The organism is Lysinibacillus fusiformis, from assembly GCF_016925635.1.
GTDB classification, from domain to species: Bacteria; Bacillota; Bacilli; order Bacillales_A; family Planococcaceae; genus Lysinibacillus; species Lysinibacillus fusiformis_F.
The window spans coordinates 4,559,340-4,580,405 of record NZ_CP070490.1 but is presented as its reverse complement, the minus strand read 5'-3'; the positions used below and the strand labels follow the sequence as shown (position 1 = coordinate 4,580,405).

Annotated in this window: 22 protein-coding genes and 1 pseudogene; 18 read left to right on the top strand and 5 right to left on the bottom strand. The window is 34.8% G+C overall.

The annotated features are described in order from the left end of the window. Window position 1 precedes the first annotated feature (1 nt). The 3 genes from JTI58_RS22630 (at window position 2) to JTI58_RS22620 (ending at window position 2,573) form a co-directional block, all read left to right on the top strand. Window positions 2–757, top strand: a complete 756-nt coding sequence (locus JTI58_RS22630) for an SDR family oxidoreductase (RefSeq protein ID WP_205443872.1) — start codon at window positions 2–4, stop codon at window positions 755–757. Between the two features lie 346 nt (window positions 758–1,103). After that, window positions 1,104–1,979, top strand: a complete 876-nt coding sequence (locus tag JTI58_RS22625; RefSeq protein WP_279381293.1) for a cation diffusion facilitator family transporter — start codon at window positions 1,104–1,106, stop codon at window positions 1,977–1,979. 393 nt (window positions 1,980–2,372) lie between these two features. Further along, window positions 2,373–2,573 (top strand): cold-shock protein, encoded by a 201-nt coding sequence (locus JTI58_RS22620; protein WP_004225195.1) that lies wholly within the window; start codon window positions 2,373–2,375, stop codon window positions 2,571–2,573. 410 nt (window positions 2,574–2,983) lie between these two features. On the opposite strand, the gene JTI58_RS22615 is transcribed toward JTI58_RS22620, so the two are convergent. Together JTI58_RS22615 and JTI58_RS25285 are read right to left on the bottom strand one after the other, a co-directional pair. Beyond that, the gene (locus JTI58_RS22615) at window positions 2,984–3,382 is read right to left on the bottom strand and encodes a hypothetical protein (RefSeq protein WP_205443870.1); all 399 of its coding nucleotides are present in this window, start codon (window positions 3,380–3,382) and stop codon (window positions 2,984–2,986) included. Window positions 3,383–3,751: 369 nt separating this feature from the next. Next, window positions 3,752–3,826, bottom strand: a pseudogene (locus tag JTI58_RS25285) (YjcZ family sporulation protein); the annotation flags it as partial. A gap of 1,375 nt (window positions 3,827–5,201) precedes the next feature. On the opposite strand from JTI58_RS25285, the gene JTI58_RS22605 reads away from it, so the two are divergent. The 8 genes from JTI58_RS22605 (at window position 5,202) to JTI58_RS22570 (ending at window position 10,355) form a co-directional block, all read left to right on the top strand. After that, window positions 5,202–5,354: a YfzA family protein gene (locus JTI58_RS22605; protein ID WP_243456216.1), complete on the top strand. Its 153-nt coding sequence runs from the start codon at window positions 5,202–5,204 to the stop codon at window positions 5,352–5,354. A 15-nt stretch (window positions 5,355–5,369) separates the two neighbouring features. Beyond that, window positions 5,370–5,741 (top strand): GntR family transcriptional regulator, encoded by a 372-nt coding sequence (locus tag JTI58_RS22600; protein ID WP_205443868.1) that lies wholly within the window; start codon window positions 5,370–5,372, stop codon window positions 5,739–5,741. A 5-nt stretch (window positions 5,742–5,746) separates the two neighbouring features. After that, entirely contained in the window at window positions 5,747–6,613 is an 867-nt protein-coding gene (locus JTI58_RS22595) for an ABC transporter ATP-binding protein (RefSeq protein ID WP_205443867.1), read from the top strand. After that, complete coding sequence (locus JTI58_RS22590) at window positions 6,606–7,211, top strand: ABC-2 transporter permease (protein ID WP_205443866.1); 606 nt, start codon at window positions 6,606–6,608, stop codon at window positions 7,209–7,211. Before JTI58_RS22595 ends, JTI58_RS22590 begins: the two co-directional genes overlap by 8 nt. A gap of 154 nt (window positions 7,212–7,365) precedes the next feature. Continuing rightward, window positions 7,366–7,740: a DUF6713 family protein gene (locus JTI58_RS22585; protein WP_205443864.1), complete on the top strand. Its 375-nt coding sequence runs from the start codon at window positions 7,366–7,368 to the stop codon at window positions 7,738–7,740. Between the two features lie 94 nt (window positions 7,741–7,834). Beyond that, entirely contained in the window at window positions 7,835–8,203 is a 369-nt protein-coding gene (locus tag JTI58_RS22580; RefSeq protein WP_205443863.1) for a hypothetical protein, read from the top strand. Window positions 8,204–8,340: 137 nt separating this feature from the next. Beyond that, window positions 8,341–8,517, top strand: coding sequence for a hypothetical protein (locus tag JTI58_RS22575; RefSeq protein ID WP_205443861.1), 177 nt, complete (start codon window positions 8,341–8,343; stop codon window positions 8,515–8,517). Between the two features lie 1,358 nt (window positions 8,518–9,875). Continuing rightward, on the top strand, window positions 9,876–10,355 hold the full coding sequence (locus JTI58_RS22570) for a GNAT family N-acetyltransferase (protein ID WP_205443859.1): 480 nt from the start codon (window positions 9,876–9,878) through the stop codon (window positions 10,353–10,355). Window positions 10,356–10,486: 131 nt separating this feature from the next. On the opposite strand, the gene JTI58_RS22565 is transcribed toward JTI58_RS22570, so the two are convergent. Next, entirely contained in the window at window positions 10,487–11,428 is a 942-nt protein-coding gene (locus JTI58_RS22565; RefSeq protein WP_205443858.1) for a DMT family transporter, read from the bottom strand. Window positions 11,429–11,804: 376 nt separating this feature from the next. Here JTI58_RS22565 and JTI58_RS22560 point away from each other — a divergent pair, with 376 nt between their 5' ends. Beyond that, window positions 11,805–12,365: a hypothetical protein gene (locus JTI58_RS22560; RefSeq protein ID WP_205443856.1), complete on the top strand. Its 561-nt coding sequence runs from the start codon at window positions 11,805–11,807 to the stop codon at window positions 12,363–12,365. A 325-nt stretch (window positions 12,366–12,690) separates the two neighbouring features. Next, a complete protein-coding gene (locus JTI58_RS22555; RefSeq protein ID WP_205443854.1) occupies window positions 12,691–13,398 on the top strand; it encodes an S-layer homology domain-containing protein in 708 nt (235 codons plus the stop codon). A 149-nt stretch (window positions 13,399–13,547) separates the two neighbouring features. On the opposite strand, the gene JTI58_RS24965 is transcribed toward JTI58_RS22555, so the two are convergent. Together JTI58_RS24965 and JTI58_RS22550 are read right to left on the bottom strand one after the other, a co-directional pair. Then, the gene (locus JTI58_RS24965) at window positions 13,548–13,712 is read right to left on the bottom strand and encodes a DUF2197 domain-containing protein (protein ID WP_243456214.1); all 165 of its coding nucleotides are present in this window, start codon (window positions 13,710–13,712) and stop codon (window positions 13,548–13,550) included. Between the two features lie 25 nt (window positions 13,713–13,737). Then, window positions 13,738–14,367 carry a TetR/AcrR family transcriptional regulator gene (locus JTI58_RS22550; RefSeq protein ID WP_205443853.1) on the bottom strand — a complete coding sequence of 210 codons (630 nt, stop codon included), beginning with the start codon at window positions 14,365–14,367 and terminating at the stop codon, window positions 13,738–13,740. Between the two features lie 186 nt (window positions 14,368–14,553). Here JTI58_RS22550 and JTI58_RS22545 point away from each other — a divergent pair, with 186 nt between their 5' ends. The 5 genes from JTI58_RS22545 to JTI58_RS22525 all read left to right on the top strand — a co-directional run bounded on the left by JTI58_RS22545 (window position 14,554) and on the right by JTI58_RS22525 (window position 21,063). After that, the gene (locus tag JTI58_RS22545) at window positions 14,554–15,330 is read left to right on the top strand and encodes a copper amine oxidase N-terminal domain-containing protein (protein ID WP_205443852.1); all 777 of its coding nucleotides are present in this window, start codon (window positions 14,554–14,556) and stop codon (window positions 15,328–15,330) included. A 1,095-nt stretch (window positions 15,331–16,425) separates the two neighbouring features. Beyond that, window positions 16,426–17,157: an IclR family transcriptional regulator gene (locus JTI58_RS22540; protein WP_205443851.1), complete on the top strand. Its 732-nt coding sequence runs from the start codon at window positions 16,426–16,428 to the stop codon at window positions 17,155–17,157. A gap of 21 nt (window positions 17,158–17,178) precedes the next feature. Continuing rightward, window positions 17,179–18,543 (top strand): hydantoin-5-propionate amidohydrolase, encoded by a 1,365-nt coding sequence (locus tag JTI58_RS22535; RefSeq protein ID WP_205443850.1) that lies wholly within the window; start codon window positions 17,179–17,181, stop codon window positions 18,541–18,543. Window positions 18,544–18,556: 13 nt separating this feature from the next. After that, window positions 18,557–19,903, top strand: a complete 1,347-nt coding sequence (locus JTI58_RS22530; RefSeq protein WP_205443849.1) for an MmgE/PrpD family protein — start codon at window positions 18,557–18,559, stop codon at window positions 19,901–19,903. Continuing rightward, complete coding sequence (locus JTI58_RS22525; RefSeq protein WP_205443848.1) at window positions 19,885–21,063, top strand: M20 family metallo-hydrolase; 1,179 nt, start codon at window positions 19,885–19,887, stop codon at window positions 21,061–21,063. The genes JTI58_RS22530 and JTI58_RS22525 overlap by 19 nt, the downstream gene beginning before the upstream one ends. Window positions 21,064–21,066: the final 3 nt, after the last annotated feature.

Sequence of the window (21,066 nt, the reverse complement as noted above, 5' to 3'; positions counted from 1 at the left end):
AATGAGTAAAATGCAGCATAAAATAGCGATCATTACAGGTGCAAGCCACCCACGAGATATTGGCACAGCTATTTGTAGAAGATTAGCTGCGGATGGTGTCAGTATTTTTTTTACACACTGGCATGCTGATCGTAATTGGATTGGCGAATTCAAACAGGAGATTTTGAGTATGGGTGTTTCTTGTGAAGAAATGACGATTGATTTATCAGATTCACAGTCAGCCCAAACGATACGCCAAACGGCCGTCGAACAACTGGGCGTACCTTCCATTTTAGTAAATAATGCTGCCCATTCAGCACAGGATGGCTATCTAGTGTTAGATGCTCAAACATTAGACGAACATTACGCGGTGAATATGAGGTCCACCTTTCTTCTTTGTGTGGAATTTGCCCGTCTTTTTGAAAAAGCTAACTTAATCTCAGGGAGAATCATTAATATGACATCTGGTCAAGATTTAGGTCCTATGATGGGAGAGCTAGCCTATGTAGCAACAAAAGGGGCAATTTCAGCCTTTACTAGATCATTAGCACAGGAGCTAGCACCGCTAGGCATTACCGTAAATGCTGTCAATCCGGGACCAACAGATTCTACATGGATGAATGATGAAATTAGAGGTTATTTATTACCTAAATTTCCAATGGGTCGACTCGGAACGCCAGAGGATGTGGCCAAAGTGATTGGCTTTCTAGCTAGTGATGAAGCTACATGGATAACTGGACAAATAATCCACTCAGAAGGCGGATTTCTGCGAGGATAGAGAATAAAATTGAGATCAAGAGTCTTGCTACGATTTGTGGCAAGGCTTTTTTACGTGCCCATAAAAAAGGTCACTTCCGAATTTGGAAATGACCAAGTTTTGTCAGGTGTGTTCGTTGGAGGAAAAAATCTTAAAGAACAGATACACTATTATTTTATTCGTTTAGTATAATAATTTCTAGGTTTTTAACCAGTAATTAAGTTTCTTCCTAAGTGCTGTATTTTTTCCCATAATCAACACTTTTATCTTCGCCCTACTTATGTATAGTAAGGCAAAAAGGTTGCTGTAGACCCACTCGATGTTGGGTTGTTATGATGATAATGTACGTAAGTGGGAGGTAAGTGAATTGGAAGCAGAAAGATATAATAACCTTAAATTAGGTGAACGTGGCGCCATCATCAGTATTATTGCCTATATAGTTTTATCCATCGTGAAAGTTGGAATTGGTTACATGAGTGGTTCAGAGGCTTTAAAGGCGGATGGATTAAATAATACAACAGATATAATTGCCTCTATTGCAGTACTGATTGGACTAAAGCTTTCACAAAAACCTGCAGATCATGATCATCGATATGGGCATTGGAAAAGTGAAACCATTGCATCGATGGTCGCTTCATTTATAATGATGGCAGTTGGTATTCAAGTATTAGTGGGTGCTTTTATTTCAATTTTTCAAGGTGGAAAAGAATCGCCAGATATGGTTGCAGCCTATGTGGGATTAGGATCGACATTGGTGATGTATTTTGTCTATCGCTATAACAAAAAATTGGCAGAAAAGATCAACAGTAAAGCCGTTATGGCAGCTGCTAAGGATAATTTGTCAGACGCTTGGGTAAGTATTGGAACCGCTGTAGGTATTTTGGGATCACAACTACATATGCCATGGTTAGATACGGTAACAGCTATTATTGTAGGTTTCATCATTTGTAAAACAGCTTGGGAGATTTTTAAAGATGCTTCTCATGAACTTTCTGATGGATTTGATGAGAAAATTCTTCAAACATACAAAGAAATTATTTTAAAAATAGATGGCGTTAAAGGGTTGAAAGAAATCAGAGGAAGAAATTATGGTAATAACGAGGTAATCGATGTCGTTATTCTTGTAGATGCAAAGCTAGATATCACGAAAGCTCACGATGTCGCTTCTGTTGTTGAAAAAAATATGGTTGAAAAGCAAGGGGTTTATGAAGTGCATGTCCATGTTGAACCTAAGGAGGCATAAACGGGAGTAGAGTGAATGAGACCAAAGAGCGCTATCAAGTGTGGAGGCTGTGGAGAAATAATGAAGGTTAATGGGATGTAAGTGACTGGCGAGATATTCCTCAATAAATAATTATTCTGTAACTGCTTAATGGTGATGAAATGACTAATTTTAACTTTTAAAATAAGTGGTAATTGTAGGTTTTAGCCTTTCATTGATAAAAATTTCATTTAGGGCTGGACTAATACGATTTTTTATCATATACTGTATGTAATAGAATCTTTCTTAAAGAAATAATAAATTCACATATTACAAAGAGTAATCGTGTTTTGTTAGTTACTTTTTGTAATATGTGAATTTTTTTCTTTGGAAGTTGTATGATTTTATTTAATAACATTATTGGAGGTCATTTAAATGACACAAGGTACAGTAAAATGGTTTAACGCAGAAAAAGGTTTTGGTTTCATCGAAGTAGAAGGCGGACAAGACGTATTCGCTCACTTCTCAGCTATCCAAGGTGAAGGTTTCAAATCACTTGAAGAAGGTCAAAAAGTTGAATTCACAGTAGAAGAAGGTCAACGCGGACCACAAGCTGCTAACATCGTTAAACTTTAATTTTAAAAAAAACATTCTTGAATAGAGTGCTTTCAATAGACAAAGTCGATTTTTTCGACTTTGTCTATATTTTTTTGACTCAAAACATATTGAGATCTTTATTTTAGATTTAATAATTGATTTTTTATCTTTAACGCACCTTCCAAAACGCCCCTTTGAAATACTACCGTACGAAAATCACCTGTAAACAATCCTGCATTTCAAGTGAACTGTACCTAAATTTTTACCCAATATTTTTCATTGAAAGAAATTGCATAGATTTTCAAGAGGATTTAAGTAGTTATCCCAATGATTTTGATAAACGTTGTAGCGCAGATTCCCTAAACAAGTTGTCTACAACCCAACACGGACGATAATGAACGCAGAAGCAGCAGGAGGGAGTATTTACGTGGGGCTGGTATATGCCATTCTTACACATCAAAACTACCTAAAACCATAAAATCTACAATAACGCCACTTACTGGATTTTCTGATCCTAATACACTAATTCCTAATACTGTGACACCACTAATATTGGTAATATTAGCAGAGACATATTTTCCAATACTATTCTTCTCCCTCATTTGTGCTCTCGGTCTTACATTTATCGACGAATTTGTAGAGTATACGCTTGACACGGCATAGTCAATTGTTGATAAAAGAGGGGAGCCATTAGCTAATGCGTTGTCTGTAAAATAAAATGTGGCTATCCCATTTGCATCAGATGTAGCTTGTCCATAAACAATGCGCTTTACTTTTTTTGGATTCGATTCTCCTGCTTTAAACACTTGCAATATTGTTGGTGCAAGTGTAATAAATTCAATGCTCATAGCCATTCTCCTTTGTTATTTTTAGCCTTAATTATGTTTATATTGTATGAACTTTATGTTAGATTAGTACTTTATATGAGCAGCCGAGCTTGTTTTGACATATGTAAGCCATCACAATTAAGAATTCTATACACGATGCTAAAACAATGGATATAGAATATGGCGCTATCAAGAAAACACTTAAAATAATTTGTTTACTAAAATGAAGTGTGACAAAGTATGCATATGAGGAAAGAAGCTAAAAAAGGGTCACCAGAGTGGGAGACGACCCTTTGGTCATAGCATGAAAAGATAAGGCTGATAGATAGGCATTCCACTAGTAGCAGAAGGCGTAATGCAGGTTTTTAATTGTTGCCAATAATACAAGTATTAATTATGCAAGAAACTAGCGCCGACAATAATTAAAAGAATAAATAGGACAACAATTAGAGCGAATGATAAATTATCGTGCTTGCCATAGCTTGAACCGTAAACTTCATATCCCATATTAAAGTCCCTCCTTTCAGTCATCTAGAATATGTAAAGTTATAGAAAGCAGCTAGCCAGTTATTCTCCTTTTTCAAAAAATGTATATTACATATTTATCGTGGTTCGTACGAATTAGAAATATTTAAGGGTCACTCGGCTGGAAGTGACCCTAAGTAACAATTCGGGAGGTACAAGTTAAACTAGTTTAGCTTAACACTACTATTTATATGAAAAGCTAACTCCTTTTGTATAGTTTATTGCCTTTAAAATAAATTTAAACAATAAAAAAGGCTGTGACGGTCAACCAACGTCATAGCCTATGAAGTGCGTGCGATACACTCATTAATAGTTTGTGTAAATATAGCTTATTTATACATTTAAAAAGCCGCAGCGTCGTCACACGCTACAGCCGTTGTCTTGCCAGTATAGTCAGATGATTCATTATATCATAAATTATCAAATAGCAATCTCAAAATGAACATAGCTGAATAGGTGTATATAATTTAAGATGGATGAAATACACCGTTAAAACGACAAGATACAATCGATAGCCAAATAGCTGTTGTGGAGAATAATTACAAAATCTTATAGGAGCATGTTTTGATAGAGCTATTTATCAAACATGCTCTTTAGTGTTGAAAAACAAAACCATCCATAGAATTTTTGTGAAAAGTGAAATTGGATTTCCGTTGCAGGCTACTTGCTTTCCTGTGGGCGAGCGCCGAATCGCTTCCTCCGTTACCGCTTCGTTTAGAGTTTTGCCTGTCTCGCGATCCCACGGTCAAGTAGCCCTCCACTCCAACCAAATAAATATTTAATTTTTTAGCAAAGATTTTCAGATAAAGTGAAGATGTTCACTACTCTTTATGGAGGGGTGTTGTCACGCATCACTTCTCCACATTGAAAATATAAATCCTATCCCCCCCAAGAATACAGATATTGGGCTATTTGATTGCTATGCTAGTATGAAAAAGTAAAGACATTTTGCAGAATGGTTGATTGGAGTGGAGCCAGCGTCACTCCTAGGGGATTTAGCGTCACAGAGGAGACCCTGGAGCGAACGGAAATCAACCCGCGCCTTGCCTAAAGGTCTTTATCTGTTAGTAACATGCTCCTTCTATTTATTATTTATCAAAGCTACTTGTACTTTAGATTAAACCTCTTACTTTACAGAAATATCATTCATTCATGTCCTCCTCTTATTGGTGAAAAATTTCCTTTCAACCAAAAAAGTGGTTGAACTAAATTTTCATTTGTGTATATAATGTTTATATAGTATATATACAATATGTAATGGTGAAGGTAAACGTATGTATTTCCGCCTTTAGAGAAGGGAGATTTTGTTGCGAGGATGGGAAGATGGATTTTGGATTCGAGGTTCTTCACCGAATGGATTACCCCTTACTCCTTTCCATTTTTTAATATGGCCATCTCAATTCATGTTATTGCGATACTGATTGCAGCACTAGGGGGCATTATTTCAACTATATTCTCAAAAAAATAAAAAAGAGGGATTGGCATGCAAATCATTATTTCGAACAGTTCAAAGGAGCCAATTTATGAACAGATTACGAATCAAATTAAATCACTTATTTTAGCAGGTGAACTACAGGAGGGGACAGCAATACCTTCTATGCGCAACCTCGCAAAGGATTTACAAATTAGTGTGATAACGACGAAACGGGCCTATGAGGAATTAGAGAAGGCGGGCTTTATCTATTCCATTGTCGGCAAAGGATCTTTTGTTGCAGAGCAAAATTTAGAGGTTATAAGAGAAAAGAAGCTGAAGGTTATTGAGGAACAGCTGAGCGCGGTCATAACGAATAGCAGAGAAATGGGCCTGTCACTTGAGGAGTTACAGGAATTATTGAAGATTCTATACGAGGAGTGAAAGAAATGGAAAATGTGGTTGAATTAAAAAATGTAACGAAGAAGTTCAAAGGTTTTTCTGTAAATAATATTGATTTACAAGTGAAGCGAGGCTTTGTTACGGGATTCATTGGAGCAAATGGCGCGGGTAAGTCGACAACGATAAAAACGATGATGAATCTATTAAAACCAGATACCGGAGAAGTGAAGCTTTTCGGATTGGACTACAAGACGCATGAGAAGGCGATTAAGGAGCGCATTGGGTTTGTATACGATGGCAATATCTTTTTTGAAGGGCTGAACTTAAAAGATATAAAACGCATAGTTGCACCTGCTTACAAACGCTGGGATGACACATTATTTTATCAATATGTTGAACAATTCGAATTACCACTAAACAAAGCGATAAAAACTTTTTCAAAAGGGATGCAAATGAAGGCATCATTGGCGATAGCACTCTCACATCACGCAGAGCTGATCATTATGGATGAGCCAACAGCAGGATTAGATCCCATTTTTAGACGGGAGCTGTTAGATCTATTACAGGAATTAATGGTGGATAGTAATCGCACCATCTTCTTCTCTACGCACATTACAACTGATTTAGATCGTATCGCAGATTATATAGCCTTTATACAGAAAGGGGAATTAGTATTTAATCAGTCTATTCACGATGTAGCTGAAAACTATGGACTCGTCAAAGGCCAATTGGAGCTTCTGGATAGAGATACTGAAAAGGCATTTGTTCATGTTCATCGTGCAACAACAGGATTTGAAGCATTAACGGATAATATCAAGGCAGCAAAAAATATTTTCGGAGACACCGTTATTATTGAACGTGCCTCTCTGGAAGATATCATGTATTACTTTAAAGGAGGCATCCATCATGCTTAACTTAATCAAACGCGATGTCATACTACAGAAAAGGCAGCTAGTAATCTTTATTCCTTTTATCTTAGTCTTTATTATTATGGGGGCACATCCAGCTTTAATTTTTCTAGTTGCCAGTATTTTTATTCCCTTTAACACATATGCATATGATGAAAAAGTAGAGACAAATATATTATTAAATTCCTTACCTTACACACGTACGGAGATTATCGCATCACGCTATCTTGGTGCAATTGTATATATGATTTTATCCATTGGGGTGACAAGTTTAGCGTTATTTGCTTTCAATAAACATTTTACGATGGCAGATATTGCGATTGGTAGCGGCTTATTCTTATTATTTGCTGCGCTTACTTTCCCATTATTTCAGGTATTTAAACAGGGCTATATTACAACTGTTATACTGATTAGCTTTATCCTCTTAACATGGATTTCACGACCTGTTGCATTGTATATGAATGAACACTTAACAGCAATCATTGATTTTATAGATCATACATCTGTCACGGTTTTATATATAGGAGCGGCACTTTTAATTTTGGCAATCTATAGTATTTCTTGGGGGATTACCAATATTATTTACCAACGAAAAGCGTTTTGATTGTGTTCATTGAGGTAATGTTTTCCTCTCAATTATTTAATCTGAGGAAAAGAATGATAACGAACTTTAAATCGACATATTTTGGCGGGTTTATTTGGTATTTCAAAAGTGGTTTTATAGTAAAATTTGGTATATAAAATGTAGGAGGTTTTATATGCCTGATTTATTACTCATCCTTTTTTTATTGAACTTTTCATTATTTCTTTTGCACGAAATGGATGCTATAAGACATTCTGAGTGGCGATTGTTTATAATACTTAAAGATATGGAAGATTCAAAGGCTTATAAAGTATTCACTTTTATTCACCTGTTTCTTTACGTATCAATCCTTTCCTTACTTTTCAGTCAGTATCAAACCATTATTTTTTGGGTTCTTGATTTATTCTTTATCATTCATGCAATCTTGCACTTCATTTTTGAACGACATCCTCGAAATGAATTTAAAAATAGGTTTTCAAGAGCCATTATTTATCCAATAGGATTCCTTGCTGTAATACATTTAGTATTTTTATTTAATATTTCGATTTAAGGTATGATAAAGGAAGTTTTCAAAGTGAAATTTCCTGAAAATTATTCCAATTTGTTGATCTTCTGCTTATTATAAAGATGGAGGTGATTAACAGATGTATAGTAATACCGCAAATATGTTGAAGCAAACGAACAATCTTATCAATGCATTGAAAAAAATAAAACAAAACCTATCCTTTGTAAAATTGTATATGAATAGCGATAGAATACTGGCAATTTATTTTTTAAGTAATGCATATAGTGACTTTAATTTATTTAAAACAATTTATTTATCTGTAACACCTGGTGATCAAACAATTGATGAATTTTTACAGGAGTATGAAAAATTCTTTGTAGACGTGAATAAATACTTAGAGGTCTTTACTGATGATAGCGTGGTTGAAGATCGACTTCATAAGGAAGTTTTGTTTGCGATTAATGAATTAGAAAGATATTTGTTAAATCTGTTAGATGTGTACAGATAAAAAGTTAGACATTCCTTATTTCTGAGGGGTGTCTTTTATTTTAAGAGGTCTCCTTTTGAATAAGCTAAAGCCTCTCTAGTTGTAGCGTTAGAGGATAATCAAAATGAATTAGAAATATTAAGTATTGGGAGAAATATATGATTAAAAAAATTGAAATGGGTTTGTTCGTAATTGGTATAGTAATGGCATTAATAGGCATGCCTTATTTATTGGGCTATTCAACGAATGAATTTTTAAAATACCCTCTCTATTTAGGGTTAATAGTAGTGGTTGTCTCTTTCCCTGCAAAAATATCAAAAAAAAAAATAATTTGAACTTATTGGGATTTTAATACTTGATGTCTTCTGCATTAGAGCTTGTATAGTAGATAGACACGCTTGTGATATAGTTCCTAACAAAAGACAAGTAACAAGGCAGTAGCAGTTTATTTCGCTGATATGTAAAAATAAACTGCTAGTAGATAAATGAAGATATAGAAAACAGCAATACATTTATATATAACTGTAGAGTAATATTGATCAAGACTTGAGGGCGTTAATACCACAATGGAGAGAATTACAATCAAGATATACAAAGGACTATATGTCAGTTGGGAAAGTAAGGTAGTTATAGGTTGGGTGCTTACATCGGTCATATTGCCTCCAAATGATGAAACGAACTTCATTCATTTTATCAGTAACTTACTCAAATGGAACTAGTAAATATTGGGTGTAGGATAAAGCAGAGGAGGACGATATGAGAAAATTGAAATGGGTTCCATCTTGAATAGCTTAATCTAAAAATACTTTTAAATAATAAAAAACTAAACAGACAGTCACAAAAGAATTAAACAAAAACGCTAGCTTGTTTTGAAACCTAATTTTAAACAGAAACATCATTAAATTATGAAAAAATAAATACATTGTTATAATAATAAAATGAATGCTAGAAAATAAGAAGCTCCATACAACTAAAGAAATAGTACTCAAATCCCCAGGATAACTTTCTGCAGCTGTAAATCGAATACCTCCCATAAAAAGCACCGTCACCCATTGGAAACAATAAGTTAAGAAAAGCACTATTACAAAATAAACGATATACGCTAAATAAAGAAAAAATGTCTTAATAACCATTCCAATCTCCTCCAATAATTACAATAACGATATTTTTATCAATTAGTTGCAAATGTCTAAAAGTAATGTTTCTTCCATTAATGAAGCAGGGTAGTTGGAAGAGGAAAAATTTACATAGAAATCCATTGTTAAGATTTGATAGGTAAAGTATTCCATGGAATGGAATTGGCATAGGACGTTAATTAAAGAATAAGTTGTATGGAGGAATCTCATGGGTTAATGAAGTAATAACTAATGCTAAAGAAATGATACATAGGTCTAGAACTTTCACGAGGATAGTGACAGTTAGAGAAAGAAAGCCCCGGGAATTGAAGCGATTGTTGCTCCAATACGGCAGTGGTAGTGAACGAAATCAAATAAAGGCTAATTATATTTAGCAATACATCACTAACAAAAGGACAGCATGAAGCCAGTTGGGGTGTTAGGACATGAACAGATGATCAATCCCCAAACGTTATCGTGATGTATATAGGTTTTATATTTTTGAAATTTCAAATAAATGAATGACCAAAACCTAAAAAAGTGGTAAAGTATAGAAAAAGTGAATGGAGAATTATGTAATGGAAAAACTGAAAAAGGTTGAATTAAAGCATTTTTCAAGTGAATATATGAAAGAATTGAACACTTTTGTACTTACTGAAGAACAAAAACAATTTTCTGCACTGCCAAGCAAATTTGAGGAAATTAATGAAGGACAGCATCGTATTGTAATTTTAAGTGAAAATACACCTGTAGGTTTCTTTCTCCTAAATTCAAATGAACGAGTTAAGAAATACTCTAATAATATAAATGCGATGCTATTATCTGCATTATCAATTAATCATATGGAGCAAGGGAAGGGCTACGCAAAACAAGGCATGACATTACTAGTAGAGTTTGTTAAAACAGAATTCCCTAACTGTGATGAAATTGTTTTAGTTGTTGACAAAGATAATATACCAGCGCAGAAACTATATGTAAAAGTAGGGTTTGAAGATACGAATGAGAGGCTAATAGGACGTATCGGTGAAGAAATTATCATGAGACAAATAATAAAATAATAATAGACCAGCATTGTCACCAGAGTTTATGCTACATTTTGTAGATGAACTCTGGTTTTATGTTTTGCGGAAAATGTCGGATCCATTCTTAAAAATGAGCTTCATCGCTCAAGTTTAGCAAAGAAAAGCATTTAAAATATCCTAATTAAAAATACACCAGCTATCATTACCATTAAACCAATTATTTGTAATGGTTCCATTCGATTTTTTATCGAGTTAAACAATCCGAATTGCTCTACCAACAGGCTACCTGTGATTTGACCAAATAAAACAAGGACTACAGTTTGTCCATTTCCAATTTGATTGACGAGAAATACATTGATTAGTACATAAGATCCTCCTAAGATCCCTCCAATCCATATCCACCAAGGAGCAGAGTGTTTAAAAGGCTCTTTAATATTTGTGTAAGAGCGATCCATTAACCCAACAATTATAATCAACGTAATAGTACCAACAAAGAATGAAACAAGGGCAGCATGGGAAGCAGAGTGAAGAACTTTCCCTAATTGTCCATTAATAGCAATTTGGATAGCTAGTAACATTCCTGCTAATATACCTACTATGCGCCAAATCCATTGTTTCAACATGCTTTCCTTATTTGTTAGGGGAGAAACCTGGCCATTTTTCTTGCTGCGTATAGCTGTCGCTAAAAAGACACCTAGTAAGACTAGTAATAGGCCAAAGATTCGATTCCATCCAAAAGAATATTGTATTGAATTAAACCAACCATAATGATCGATTAACATACTCATCAGAGTCATTCCCAAAATTGGTAGTATGGCTGTCTGCACACTTCCCAATTTAGGAAACAAAAGAATGTTGGTAGTTATTGCAATAGCGCCACCAATTCCTCCCAACCATATATAGATAGGCTGGTTCAAGAATAAATCTAATGGAATACCCAATGAAGAACCACTACTTAATAATGTAATCGTTAAGAAGATGACGCCAACAGCGAATGAAATCATTGAAGCTAAAAGTGGAGAAATCACAAACTTTCTTAATTGAGCATTAATGGCTGTTTGCCCAGCAAAAATAGCTCCAATACCTATAGCCAAAAGTATTGCAAACATAAAAATTCATCACAACCTTTGTTGAATAAAATGTAACGAAAAAAGAAATTTAAAACAACGGCATGATTGATTATATCAAAGTACGTGTCAAATTCTATAAAATTAAGCATTGAACATTTAGTAAAAAATAGATTTTATTTACTAGCAGCTCTGGATCCTTTATGCAATGTAGCCAATGTTAGTATTTTCAATAGATGCCAACGCCACCAGCTCAGGATACTGGAACATTAAAGAAGGTGATGAAAAAAATTTGTCTCTCAAAAAAGAAAAGTGATTTCTCAGGTATAGAAGAGGCTAAGAAATAGTAGCTTTATGTCAATAAAGTATAGTGTAATCACTTCATATTCTGTATATTGGTGTATGAGGAGGAGATTTAATGGCAAGAAAATGGATACTACCCTTTTTGTTAGTATTAAGTGTTTTGATAGCTGGATGTAGTCAGGGGCAAGAAAAAGATAGCAACAATGGTGGAGATGTAGAAGTGACCATTCCAGCTATATTTTTTGAAGGACAGGACATCGATTCGGTTATTTCTAAGGCGAAAAATAGTGGGATTAAGGAAGTCATGAAGAATGATGATGGTTCTTTAACTTATAAAATGTCTAAATCAGAACACAAAGAAATGATGAAAGGTTTAAAAGAAGGCATTCTAGCAAGTGTAGATGAGATTAAAGCTAGTGAAGATTTCAAATCTATAAAAGATGTAACATATAACAAATCCTTCTCAGAATTCACATTATCTGTAAACAAAGAAGAGTTTGAAAATAGTCTTGATACAATGGCCTCGTTAGGACTAGCTTTAACAGGTATGTATTATCAATTATTTAACGGTGTGGACGAAAAAGATTATAAAGTCAAAGTAATTTTTAAAGACGACTCAAACGGAGATGTAATTAACACAATAATTTATCCTGATGATTTAAACGAGAAAAGTTGATTTTAAGAACACCTAATTTGGGTGTTCTTTTTAATTACTATGAGAGCGATCGAATGGAAGTAGTGTCCACAGTAGCAGCAGCAAATCTGAGACGAGAACAAAATAACAAAATTCTATAGGTGCTCCATTAATTTTGAATTTGGGTATTTTTGTATTTATTCATGGTTCCACTCTCATAGATAATGAAGCTAGCTTAGAAAATTGCTTGAAGTGGTAAAGTTCTATCTAGCTAACATTAGCAATATTTGTTTAGATAATAATATTCGAATCTATGATAGTATCAATAATTGTGGAAAATATATGTATGTAAGAGAGGAAAGTGAATATGCAAAAGAACACAATCAAAGGCTTTTTTTTAGGATTTACAACAGCAATGGTATTAGGGGCTGCCACAGTAACAGTAGGTGCTGCGAGTGGAACATTTAAGGATGTCAAAGCTGGTGCGTGGTACGAAGATGCCGTTCTTTGGGCACAAGAAAAGGGAATTGTTAGTGGTTATCCAGATGGGACGTTTAAACCAAATAGCAATGTCACACGCGCTGAATTAACAGGTGTTGTTCAAAACCTGGCCGAAGGGGGTTATATTGATGCGGATTTAGATCGGGTGGATCAGTATGAAGCAATCAAAATTGGAAAAACAACCAAAGAGGATTTGATTAGGATGTTTGGAGGATATAGTCAAGGCTCTAACTATGGTGAATATTATATTTCTTCAATAGAAACAACAGTATGGTTTAACAATGACGGCACAGTAAGGTCTAAGGGTGGGTTTAGTGCAAATTACCCTCAAGTAACAGTAGAGAACTTAAAAAAGTTAGAATCGGGTATGAGCTATGAACAAGTTAGTATGATCCTAGGAGGAAAAGGTTTAACGTTTGAATCAAAAAATACGAATGAAAAAACGTATGGTTGGCGTGGAACGGAAGCTCTAAATGCTTCATATGCTCATTTAGTTTTCGATAAGGTCGGAGATGGATTATCTTTAGCACTTGATCGGAGTAATATTATATACCCAAAAACTAACATTGAATAATTTGAAGATAGTATATTTGTTAAGTAGAGATAGACCTAAATTATTCCACAAAGCCCAGATACTCATTAATTTGGAGTCTGGGCTTGTGCTTATTCAACTCGTAATTCCTTTTTATTATCCTCAATCTTCTGGTAGGCCGCCTCAAAGAGCTATCTAAAGAAATTTTTAATGGCATCCATACGAATTTTACTATAACACTCTTCGCAACGAAAAATCTTATCTGTTCTTTCCTTTAACTGTCTGAATCTCAGTGACCCCTCATATACTCTGAATTTATTTCTACAACTAGAGCAAATTACCTCATAGTAGTTCATAGCTATCCTCCTCAGGTGTGACTTATTATTTTTTAGTTGATTTATCGAAGATTGTAATCAGTTCCCTTGTATATTCCTGAACATTTAGTTGAGGATTTCTCATTAATTCAATGGTGAACCCATCAATGGAATTTCTTATAGCTAACGCCATTACTCTCGTAGACAATTGGGTGAATTCTCGGAAAACACCCTCGTGCATTCCTAGTGTGAGTATGTTTTCAATGGGAAGAAAAATAGTATCATCATGGTCCGCCGCAAATCGAAGTTTGCCATCAGCAGTTCTTTCATTAGAAACAATTTCAATGACAGCGAAAACATGTTGCCTATTTTCATCTATGAATCTCAGGTTTGATTCAATATACACGCTAAGCATTTCTATAGGAGATGGTTGATTTTCTATTAGAGGTGCCGTATAGGCTTGACATGCCATGTAGTAATCGTAAATTACTTGCTCTAATAATTCCCCCTTGTTTGCAAAGTGATAGGAAATAACGCCCTTACTGATTTGTGCACGTTTTGCAATTTGACCTAAAGAAGCTTGAGCGTAACCGACTTCTGCAATGGTTTCAATGGCACATTCTATAATTTGAGTTCTACGAGCTTTTTCAATAAATGACATTTCTTTTTGGTTAGTTGTTTTATTTTTTATACTCATGTATATATTTTAGCACGGTCGTACAAATAAATCGAATAAGAAAATTTAAGTCGGCTCCTATTTTTTGTAGTGTCATTATCCATAAGAATTATTTACCATTAGTTAATAATGGATAGAATATATATAATAAAACGATTACCTAATAGAATAATAACGAAAGATTGGATTGAATGAATTTTGAGTAAAATGAAAAGATTAGTAGTTTGTTGTTTAATAGTAGTTATTGCAACATGCCACTTCGGTACAGCGAATAGTACTGTATATGCAAGTGAAAATGATAATCAGATTTATAATGGTAAAGTGGTAAACGGAAGACTTTACGTACCTATTCGAGCTGTAGGTGAAAAGATAAAGGCGCAAGTAAGCTGGGATGCGACAACGAAAACAGCCACTTTAATTAAAGGTAAGAAAGTGATCAAAATGACACTTGGCTCCAAGATCCTAAAAGTGAATAATGAGCAACGACAAATGGATGTATCGTTACTTTTGGAAAATGGAAGCATTTTTTTACCAATCAGATTTATCGGCGATGCGCTAGAGTACAAAACTACATGGACTCAATATAACCGGGTTGCAGGCCTATATTCTGAAGAGGAGCAGTTTGGTGTCGTTGTATATGCTCAACCACTGTACTATGAGGATGGCTATAAGCTGCTGGATGAAGCCATTGCTAAAGTAAAAAATATTTCAACTGTCGCTCAAAAAAGACAGTATTTAAAGCCATACTTCACAGATGAAATGATTAATTTAATTATTATGAGAAACTTGACCTTTACGGATATGTCCCAAGAATATAATTCTTATTCTTACTCTTATCCAAAAGAAACGAATATGAAAATCAGTCGTGAGGTTTCTGTACCTGGAAAGTTTGGACGGTTGGTACAAGATGCTTTACTTACAAAGAGAAATAATCAATGGGTAGTGGGTTCTCTTACAGAAGGTTTTTATCAATTTATGCCATAGAATTTTGTAAAGCTTTCATCTAAGGATGGAGGCTTTTCTTTTGCTTTGAAATCAAACAATCGAAAGCATGTGTTGCGTGAGGAAGATTATAATACTTGGGCTTAATGGAATTAATTATTAGTAGGTTGGGGCTGTTTGGTTTTGAGACTGAAAATTATTACATATATTTCATCTTATGGTTTAATATTGGGTGTAGGAGGTGATAAGAAATACAAAATCTGCTTGAAATAAAAGTTATATTTCAAGAAAAGTATGAGCAGATATTACAAAGAGAACATCAGATTAAACAAGTATTATTAAATACTGATAATAAAATAAAACAACTTTTAGAGAAAAATAAGGGATGAAAATTAGCTTTAATGATGTGTTATGTAGATATTTTAGTCATAGGAGGTTTTATTACTGGATGCTCAAAAAAGGAAATACATAAGTAAATTTTTATTAATGATAATGGTCCTGTTCGTTATACCTAGTGCATTCAATCCTATCTATATTAATCTAGCGTTTGCACTTTTAGGGTTAGTTGTAATTAATAAAAGTTTCGATTTTAAAAGTGATAATAAAAGAAACTTTATTAAGTCTTTAAGCACAGGAATATTTGTATTTCTATTATCCGTGAGTATGGCAGTTTATAATTTATTTTTTGTGTAAGTTGATGTATATAAGTATATTTCAATTTGATTAACGTACATTAAAATGCAAAAAAAGCCACTTTTTAGGCACACCGAATAGCCGTTTATCTGGAGAAAATTTTCAGATAAACGGCTATTTTGCATAAATCATCCAAATATTTTTTGGTTGATATATGTAATATAAAGAAATTTTTTACTAATTATTTATAGGTGAATTTAGTGAATTTGCCATTATCGTCAGTATGTATTGATAATTTTTTCTGCGGATAAATGAATTGTTTCACACTAAGCGTACTGCTGGTTTGATAGAAGATTATTTAATTTTTGAGGATGTAAAATAGATGATTTATTCTACCTTGTGTATATTTTTGCTTGAAAAAACGTTGACAAATAATATTTAGATAATTTAGAATTCAATTATTGATAAATGATAATCAATTCTCATTTTTGAAGAGGTGTTACTATGAGTGCAGAAAAAACATTAGAAATCATTGATCTGTTCAATTACGAAACAAGGGAATTATCAGTGCAGCAGATAGCAATATTATTAAACAGCCCACAAAGTTCTGTTTATAGGCATTTGAAAATTCTAAAAGAAAAAGGATATGTTGTTGAAACAAGCCTAGGTAATTACAAGTTAGGCTATCGTTTTCTCCAGCTGGCCAAGTATGTGAAAAGCGATATTAATTTATCATCTATTGCATTTCCTGTAATGAAAAATCTATCTACCAAGTTAGGTGAAACGATTATTTTGACGATTCCTACAGAATATTCGGCGGTCTGTTTGGAAGTTGTTACACCAGATAAAGCAATAAAAGTAGCATCTGAACAGGGGAAGATCCTGCCGCTACATGCAGGTGCTTCTACAAAAACATTACTGGCGTATATGCCAGACGATACATTAGAGCAATTAAGCAAACGAGGATTGCTACATAAATATACAGAAACAACAAAAACCTCTGTAGAAGAAATTCAAGAAGATATGAAGGTTACTAGAGAGAAAGGGTATTCGTATTCTGATTCTGAAGTAGATGAAGGGGTAATCGCGTATGGTGTACCAATACATGATATGGATAATCACTTAATCGCAGCTTTAAGTATTGCTGGACCTTCCGAGCGAATGAAGGAAGTAGAGGAGCAAAAAATAATTGAACAACTTTTTGATGCAAAAGAAGAAATTGAACATTATTTTTAATAAACAATGGGGGATGGGGAAATGAATCAATTTGAAGTAGTTATTCAAGGTCAATTAGTTTTACCTGAAAAGGTAGTAGAAGGAGAGATTGGCGTACAGAATGGAAAAATCGTAGCAATTTCGGAGGGTATCGGACACCTTCAAGCAACGAATATAGTCAATGCTCAAGGAAAATATGTTTTTCCAGGGTTAATTGATGCCCATGTACATTGCTTTAGTAACCCAGATGAAGGTTTTGAAGTAACAAGTGCAGCTGCTGCGGCAGGAGGAGTTACCACATTCCTTGATATGCCATATGACTTACCCAATCCTATTAACAATGTAGAGATGTTTAAGGAAAAGGTTGAGCGTTTAAATAAGCAATCAATCGTAGACATTTGTTTATGGGGGACAATTTCTAAATATGACGGTGTGGAACAAATTAAGCCATTAGCAGAAGCTGGTGCAGTAGCATTTAAAATGTCTACATTCGAGACAGATGCCTATCGCTTCCCACGTATTCCAGACTACGAAATTATTAAAGCAATGGAACAACTTCGGGAATATGATCTAGTCGCTGCGTTCCATGCAGAAAACGATGAAATCATTGTCGAACTGATTGAAGACTATCAAAAGGCGGGGAAGGTATACCCGAAGGCACATATGGAAACCCGTCCTCCTTATACAGAAACATCTGCTGTATTAAAGCTTATGGAGTTCGCGCATTGGACAGATTCAAAGCTGCATATTGTTCATGTAAGTCACCCACGTACGCTGGAATTAATCAAACTGTTTAAAGAGCAAGGGACAAAAGTAACATCAGAAACCTGTTACACTTACTTACTATTAAACTGTGATGATTTAGATAAATTTGGTCCAAAAGCAAAAAATAATCCACCATTACGTTATCAAGAGGATGTGGATGGCTTATGGGAGAAACTAAAAACGAATGATCTTGATTTTGTTACTTCGGACCATGCTCCTTGGTCATTGGCACATAAAGAAAAAGGGAAAGATAATATTTTCCTAGCTGCATCCGGTATGCCTGGTTTAGATATTATGGGGTCATTAATGTTTGAAAGTATGGTAGTAGAAAAAGGATTTTCACCTGTGCATTTTGCAAAAGTAATGGCACAAAATCCTGCAGATATTTATGGCATACCGAATAAGGGCCGTATTGCAGAAGGATTTGATGCAGATTTTGCAATTATTGATCCGGAAGTTGTTTGGACAGTAGATGAAAACCTATTCCATTCATATTCGAAAATTTCACCATTCCATGGACAAGAGGTAAACGGAAAAGTTGTGCAAACGATTGTACGTGGCGAAACCGTTTATGATGGAGAGAAAGTGACAAAAGAGCCAGGATTTGGTGCATTTGTTCCAGGCAAGGCATATAAACAATAATTGAGGTGTAGGGATGTCAATTCAACATTTTGAAGATGCATTAAAGCGTTTATTACAAGTTGATTGGGACATGTTACCTGCAAAAACTAAAGAGCGTGTTGAATGGATTTATTTAGACACATTTATGGTAGCAGCTTATGGCATGCAAGCTGCTACTGAAGTGTCACAGATGATAAAAGAGCAGTCCGAGGGGAATATTCCTTTAGTAGGGCAGGCACTAGCCAGACAGCCACTCGATTTTTTAGTTTTAACAGGAACAGCTATTGTTAGCTTTGAACTAGATGAGGGGAACCAATTTGCAAAAGGTCATCCTGCAGCCCATATATTTGGTCCACTCTATGTTGCAGCTTATGAAGAAAATAGTTTAGGTAAAGATGTGTTACGTGCTTTTATGATTGGTTATGAAATAAGTGCGCGCTTAGGAAATGCTAGTAAGCTAGATGACAACGCACATCCTCATGGTACTTGGGGAATTGTTGGAGGTGCTGTAGCTGCAGCAATATTAAAAGGCTTTACAGATGATGAAATTGTAGAAGTGGCCAAGTTAGCAGCAACGTTTCCATTCGTTACTTCATGGCAGGCTGCAATACAAGGTCGAACAGCTCGGAACTTATATGTTGGTTTAGCCAATCAAATTTCATATCAAATGCTAGGTTTTATGAAAGCTGGTTTTTCAAGCCATTTAAGTGTAGTGGATCATGTTTGGGGCCAATTACTACCAGTATCAATTGACTATACGTTATTCAATCTAAAAGAAGATGAAGCATATTTAATGGATCAAAATTATTTTAAATTGTATCCTACTTGTCGATTTACGCATTCAGCAATCGATGCGGCTATGGCTTGTTTGGAGGAATTAAGCACCAGCGTAGCAGCTATTACAAAAGTTGAAGTAACAACATACTCATTAGCAGCACGATTAACGAATAAGTATCCAGAAACAGTATTAGCATCAAAATTTTCTATACCTTATGCCGTTGCAGTGGTGCTTCTGAAGAAAAGTTTATATACGCATTATCAAGAAAATTTAGATAATGAGGTACGAACGTTAATAGAAAAAATAGAAGTTACAGAAGATGTAGAACTGACAGGGATGTTACCAACTAGTCGTCCTTCAAAGATTAGAATTACTTTTGAAGATGATTGCGTCATCGAGAGATTGGCTTTAGATGGTAAAGGAAACTTTAAAGAACCGCTACCAAAGCTAGCATTGCAACATAAATATACTGAATTATTCGAAAAAATAAGTTTGCCTAATGTGCAAAAACTTATGGAAACAATACAACAACTTGAAGACGTTACATTTAGAGACTATATCGCACAAGTAGATGAGGTGAGGGAATGTATCACATTAATTTAAAGCGCTTACAAGAAAACTTTCACGAACTGGCAACTCAATTCAATACGGGAGAGGCTGGATTTAATCGAATTGCTTTTTCACTTGAGGAGAGAGGTGCTTTAGAGTGGCTAAAGAGTAAGTTAAATGCAATCCAAGTAACCGTGAAAGAAGATGCAGTTGGCAATGTTTTCGGAAAGTTTGGTGCTAACAATCTGCCTTCAATTAGTTTTGGATCTCATTTAGATACCGTAAGAAATGGTGGCTTATACGACGGAGCATTAGGCGTGTTAGCTGGGTTAGAATGTTTGCAGACATTAGTTGAAAACGGCTATAAACCAACTAAACCATTAGAACTAATCGCTTTTGTTGCGGAAGAGGCAAACCCATTAGGCGGTACATTTGGTAGTCGAGCTTTAGCTGGCATGTTAGATGAGTCTTATACAGATGATAAATTGAAAATAGCTAATTTGACATGGGCGCAATGTGAGAAGGCCATTCGATCTCAACATGAGTTTGAAGCTTTTCTTGAACTTCATATCGAACAAGGTTTTGTATTGGAAGAAAAAAGGGCAAAAATTGGTGTAGCGACGGCAATTTCTGGAATATTACGTGTTTTCGTCCGTATTCAGGGTGATGCCCGTCATGCAGGGACAACACCCATGCATCGTCGGAATGATGCCTTGCTTCAAGCAGCCTCTTTAGTACAGTTTGTAAATAATGTGGCAAAAAAACAAGAGAGTAATTTAGTTGCAACAGTAGGTGAATTCAATGTTTATCCAAATTTAGCAAGTGTCGTACCAGGGGCTGTTGAATGTATGATTGAAATTCGCGGGGATCTTTGGGAAGAGATAGAGTCGGTAGAAGAGATGATTTCAGACTGGTGTGAACAGCATATTGATGCATCATTACGAAGAGATGTTGTCAAATATCCAAATGCATTAGATGCAAGTATTCAACAAGCGATTACGAATGTGTGTGAAGAAAATGATGTAAGTTATACAAAAATGTTAAGTGGTGCAAATCATGATACGAAGTCAATGGCTACATTATCGAAAGCAGGCTTAATTTTTATACCAAGTAAGGACGGTATAAGTCATCACCCTGATGAGTATTCATCGTGGGAGGATATAGAAATCGGAACGAATATTTTACTTAAAACGCTAGTATCTTTATCAAAATAAAAC

What these genes read in the sequence shown, in the direction of transcription:
- JTI58_RS22630 (WP_205443872.1), top strand. Translation starts at nt 2, where the DNA reads ATGAGTAAAATGCAGCATAAAATAGCGATCATTACAGGTGCAAGCCAC.
- JTI58_RS22620 (WP_004225195.1), top strand. Translation starts at nt 2,373, where the DNA reads ATGACACAAGGTACAGTAAAATGGTTTAACGCAGAAAAAGGTTTTGGT.
- JTI58_RS22615 (WP_205443870.1), bottom strand. Translation starts at nt 3,382, where the DNA reads ATGAGCATTGAATTTATTACACTTGCACCAACAATATTGCAAGTGTTT.
- JTI58_RS22605 (WP_243456216.1), top strand. Translation starts at nt 5,202, where the DNA reads ATGGGAAGATGGATTTTGGATTCGAGGTTCTTCACCGAATGGATTACC.
- JTI58_RS22600 (WP_205443868.1), top strand. Translation starts at nt 5,370, where the DNA reads ATGCAAATCATTATTTCGAACAGTTCAAAGGAGCCAATTTATGAACAG.
- JTI58_RS22595 (WP_205443867.1), top strand. Translation starts at nt 5,747, where the DNA reads ATGGAAAATGTGGTTGAATTAAAAAATGTAACGAAGAAGTTCAAAGGT.
- JTI58_RS22590 (WP_205443866.1), top strand. Translation starts at nt 6,606, where the DNA reads ATGCTTAACTTAATCAAACGCGATGTCATACTACAGAAAAGGCAGCTA.
- JTI58_RS22585 (WP_205443864.1), top strand. Translation starts at nt 7,366, where the DNA reads ATGCCTGATTTATTACTCATCCTTTTTTTATTGAACTTTTCATTATTT.
- JTI58_RS22580 (WP_205443863.1), top strand. Translation starts at nt 7,835, where the DNA reads ATGTATAGTAATACCGCAAATATGTTGAAGCAAACGAACAATCTTATC.
- JTI58_RS22575 (WP_205443861.1), top strand. Translation starts at nt 8,341, where the DNA reads ATGATTAAAAAAATTGAAATGGGTTTGTTCGTAATTGGTATAGTAATG.
- JTI58_RS22570 (WP_205443859.1), top strand. Translation starts at nt 9,876, where the DNA reads ATGGAAAAACTGAAAAAGGTTGAATTAAAGCATTTTTCAAGTGAATAT.
- JTI58_RS22565 (WP_205443858.1), bottom strand. Translation starts at nt 11,428, where the DNA reads ATGTTTGCAATACTTTTGGCTATAGGTATTGGAGCTATTTTTGCTGGG.
- JTI58_RS22560 (WP_205443856.1), top strand. Translation starts at nt 11,805, where the DNA reads ATGGCAAGAAAATGGATACTACCCTTTTTGTTAGTATTAAGTGTTTTG.
- JTI58_RS22555 (WP_205443854.1), top strand. Translation starts at nt 12,691, where the DNA reads ATGCAAAAGAACACAATCAAAGGCTTTTTTTTAGGATTTACAACAGCA.
- JTI58_RS24965 (WP_243456214.1), bottom strand. Translation starts at nt 13,712, where the DNA reads ATGAACTACTATGAGGTAATTTGCTCTAGTTGTAGAAATAAATTCAGA.
- JTI58_RS22550 (WP_205443853.1), bottom strand. Translation starts at nt 14,367, where the DNA reads ATGAGTATAAAAAATAAAACAACTAACCAAAAAGAAATGTCATTTATT.
- JTI58_RS22545 (WP_205443852.1), top strand. Translation starts at nt 14,554, where the DNA reads ATGAAAAGATTAGTAGTTTGTTGTTTAATAGTAGTTATTGCAACATGC.
- JTI58_RS22540 (WP_205443851.1), top strand. Translation starts at nt 16,426, where the DNA reads ATGAGTGCAGAAAAAACATTAGAAATCATTGATCTGTTCAATTACGAA.
- JTI58_RS22535 (WP_205443850.1), top strand. Translation starts at nt 17,179, where the DNA reads ATGAATCAATTTGAAGTAGTTATTCAAGGTCAATTAGTTTTACCTGAA.
- JTI58_RS22530 (WP_205443849.1), top strand. Translation starts at nt 18,557, where the DNA reads ATGTCAATTCAACATTTTGAAGATGCATTAAAGCGTTTATTACAAGTT.
- JTI58_RS22525 (WP_205443848.1), top strand. Translation starts at nt 19,885, where the DNA reads ATGTATCACATTAATTTAAAGCGCTTACAAGAAAACTTTCACGAACTG.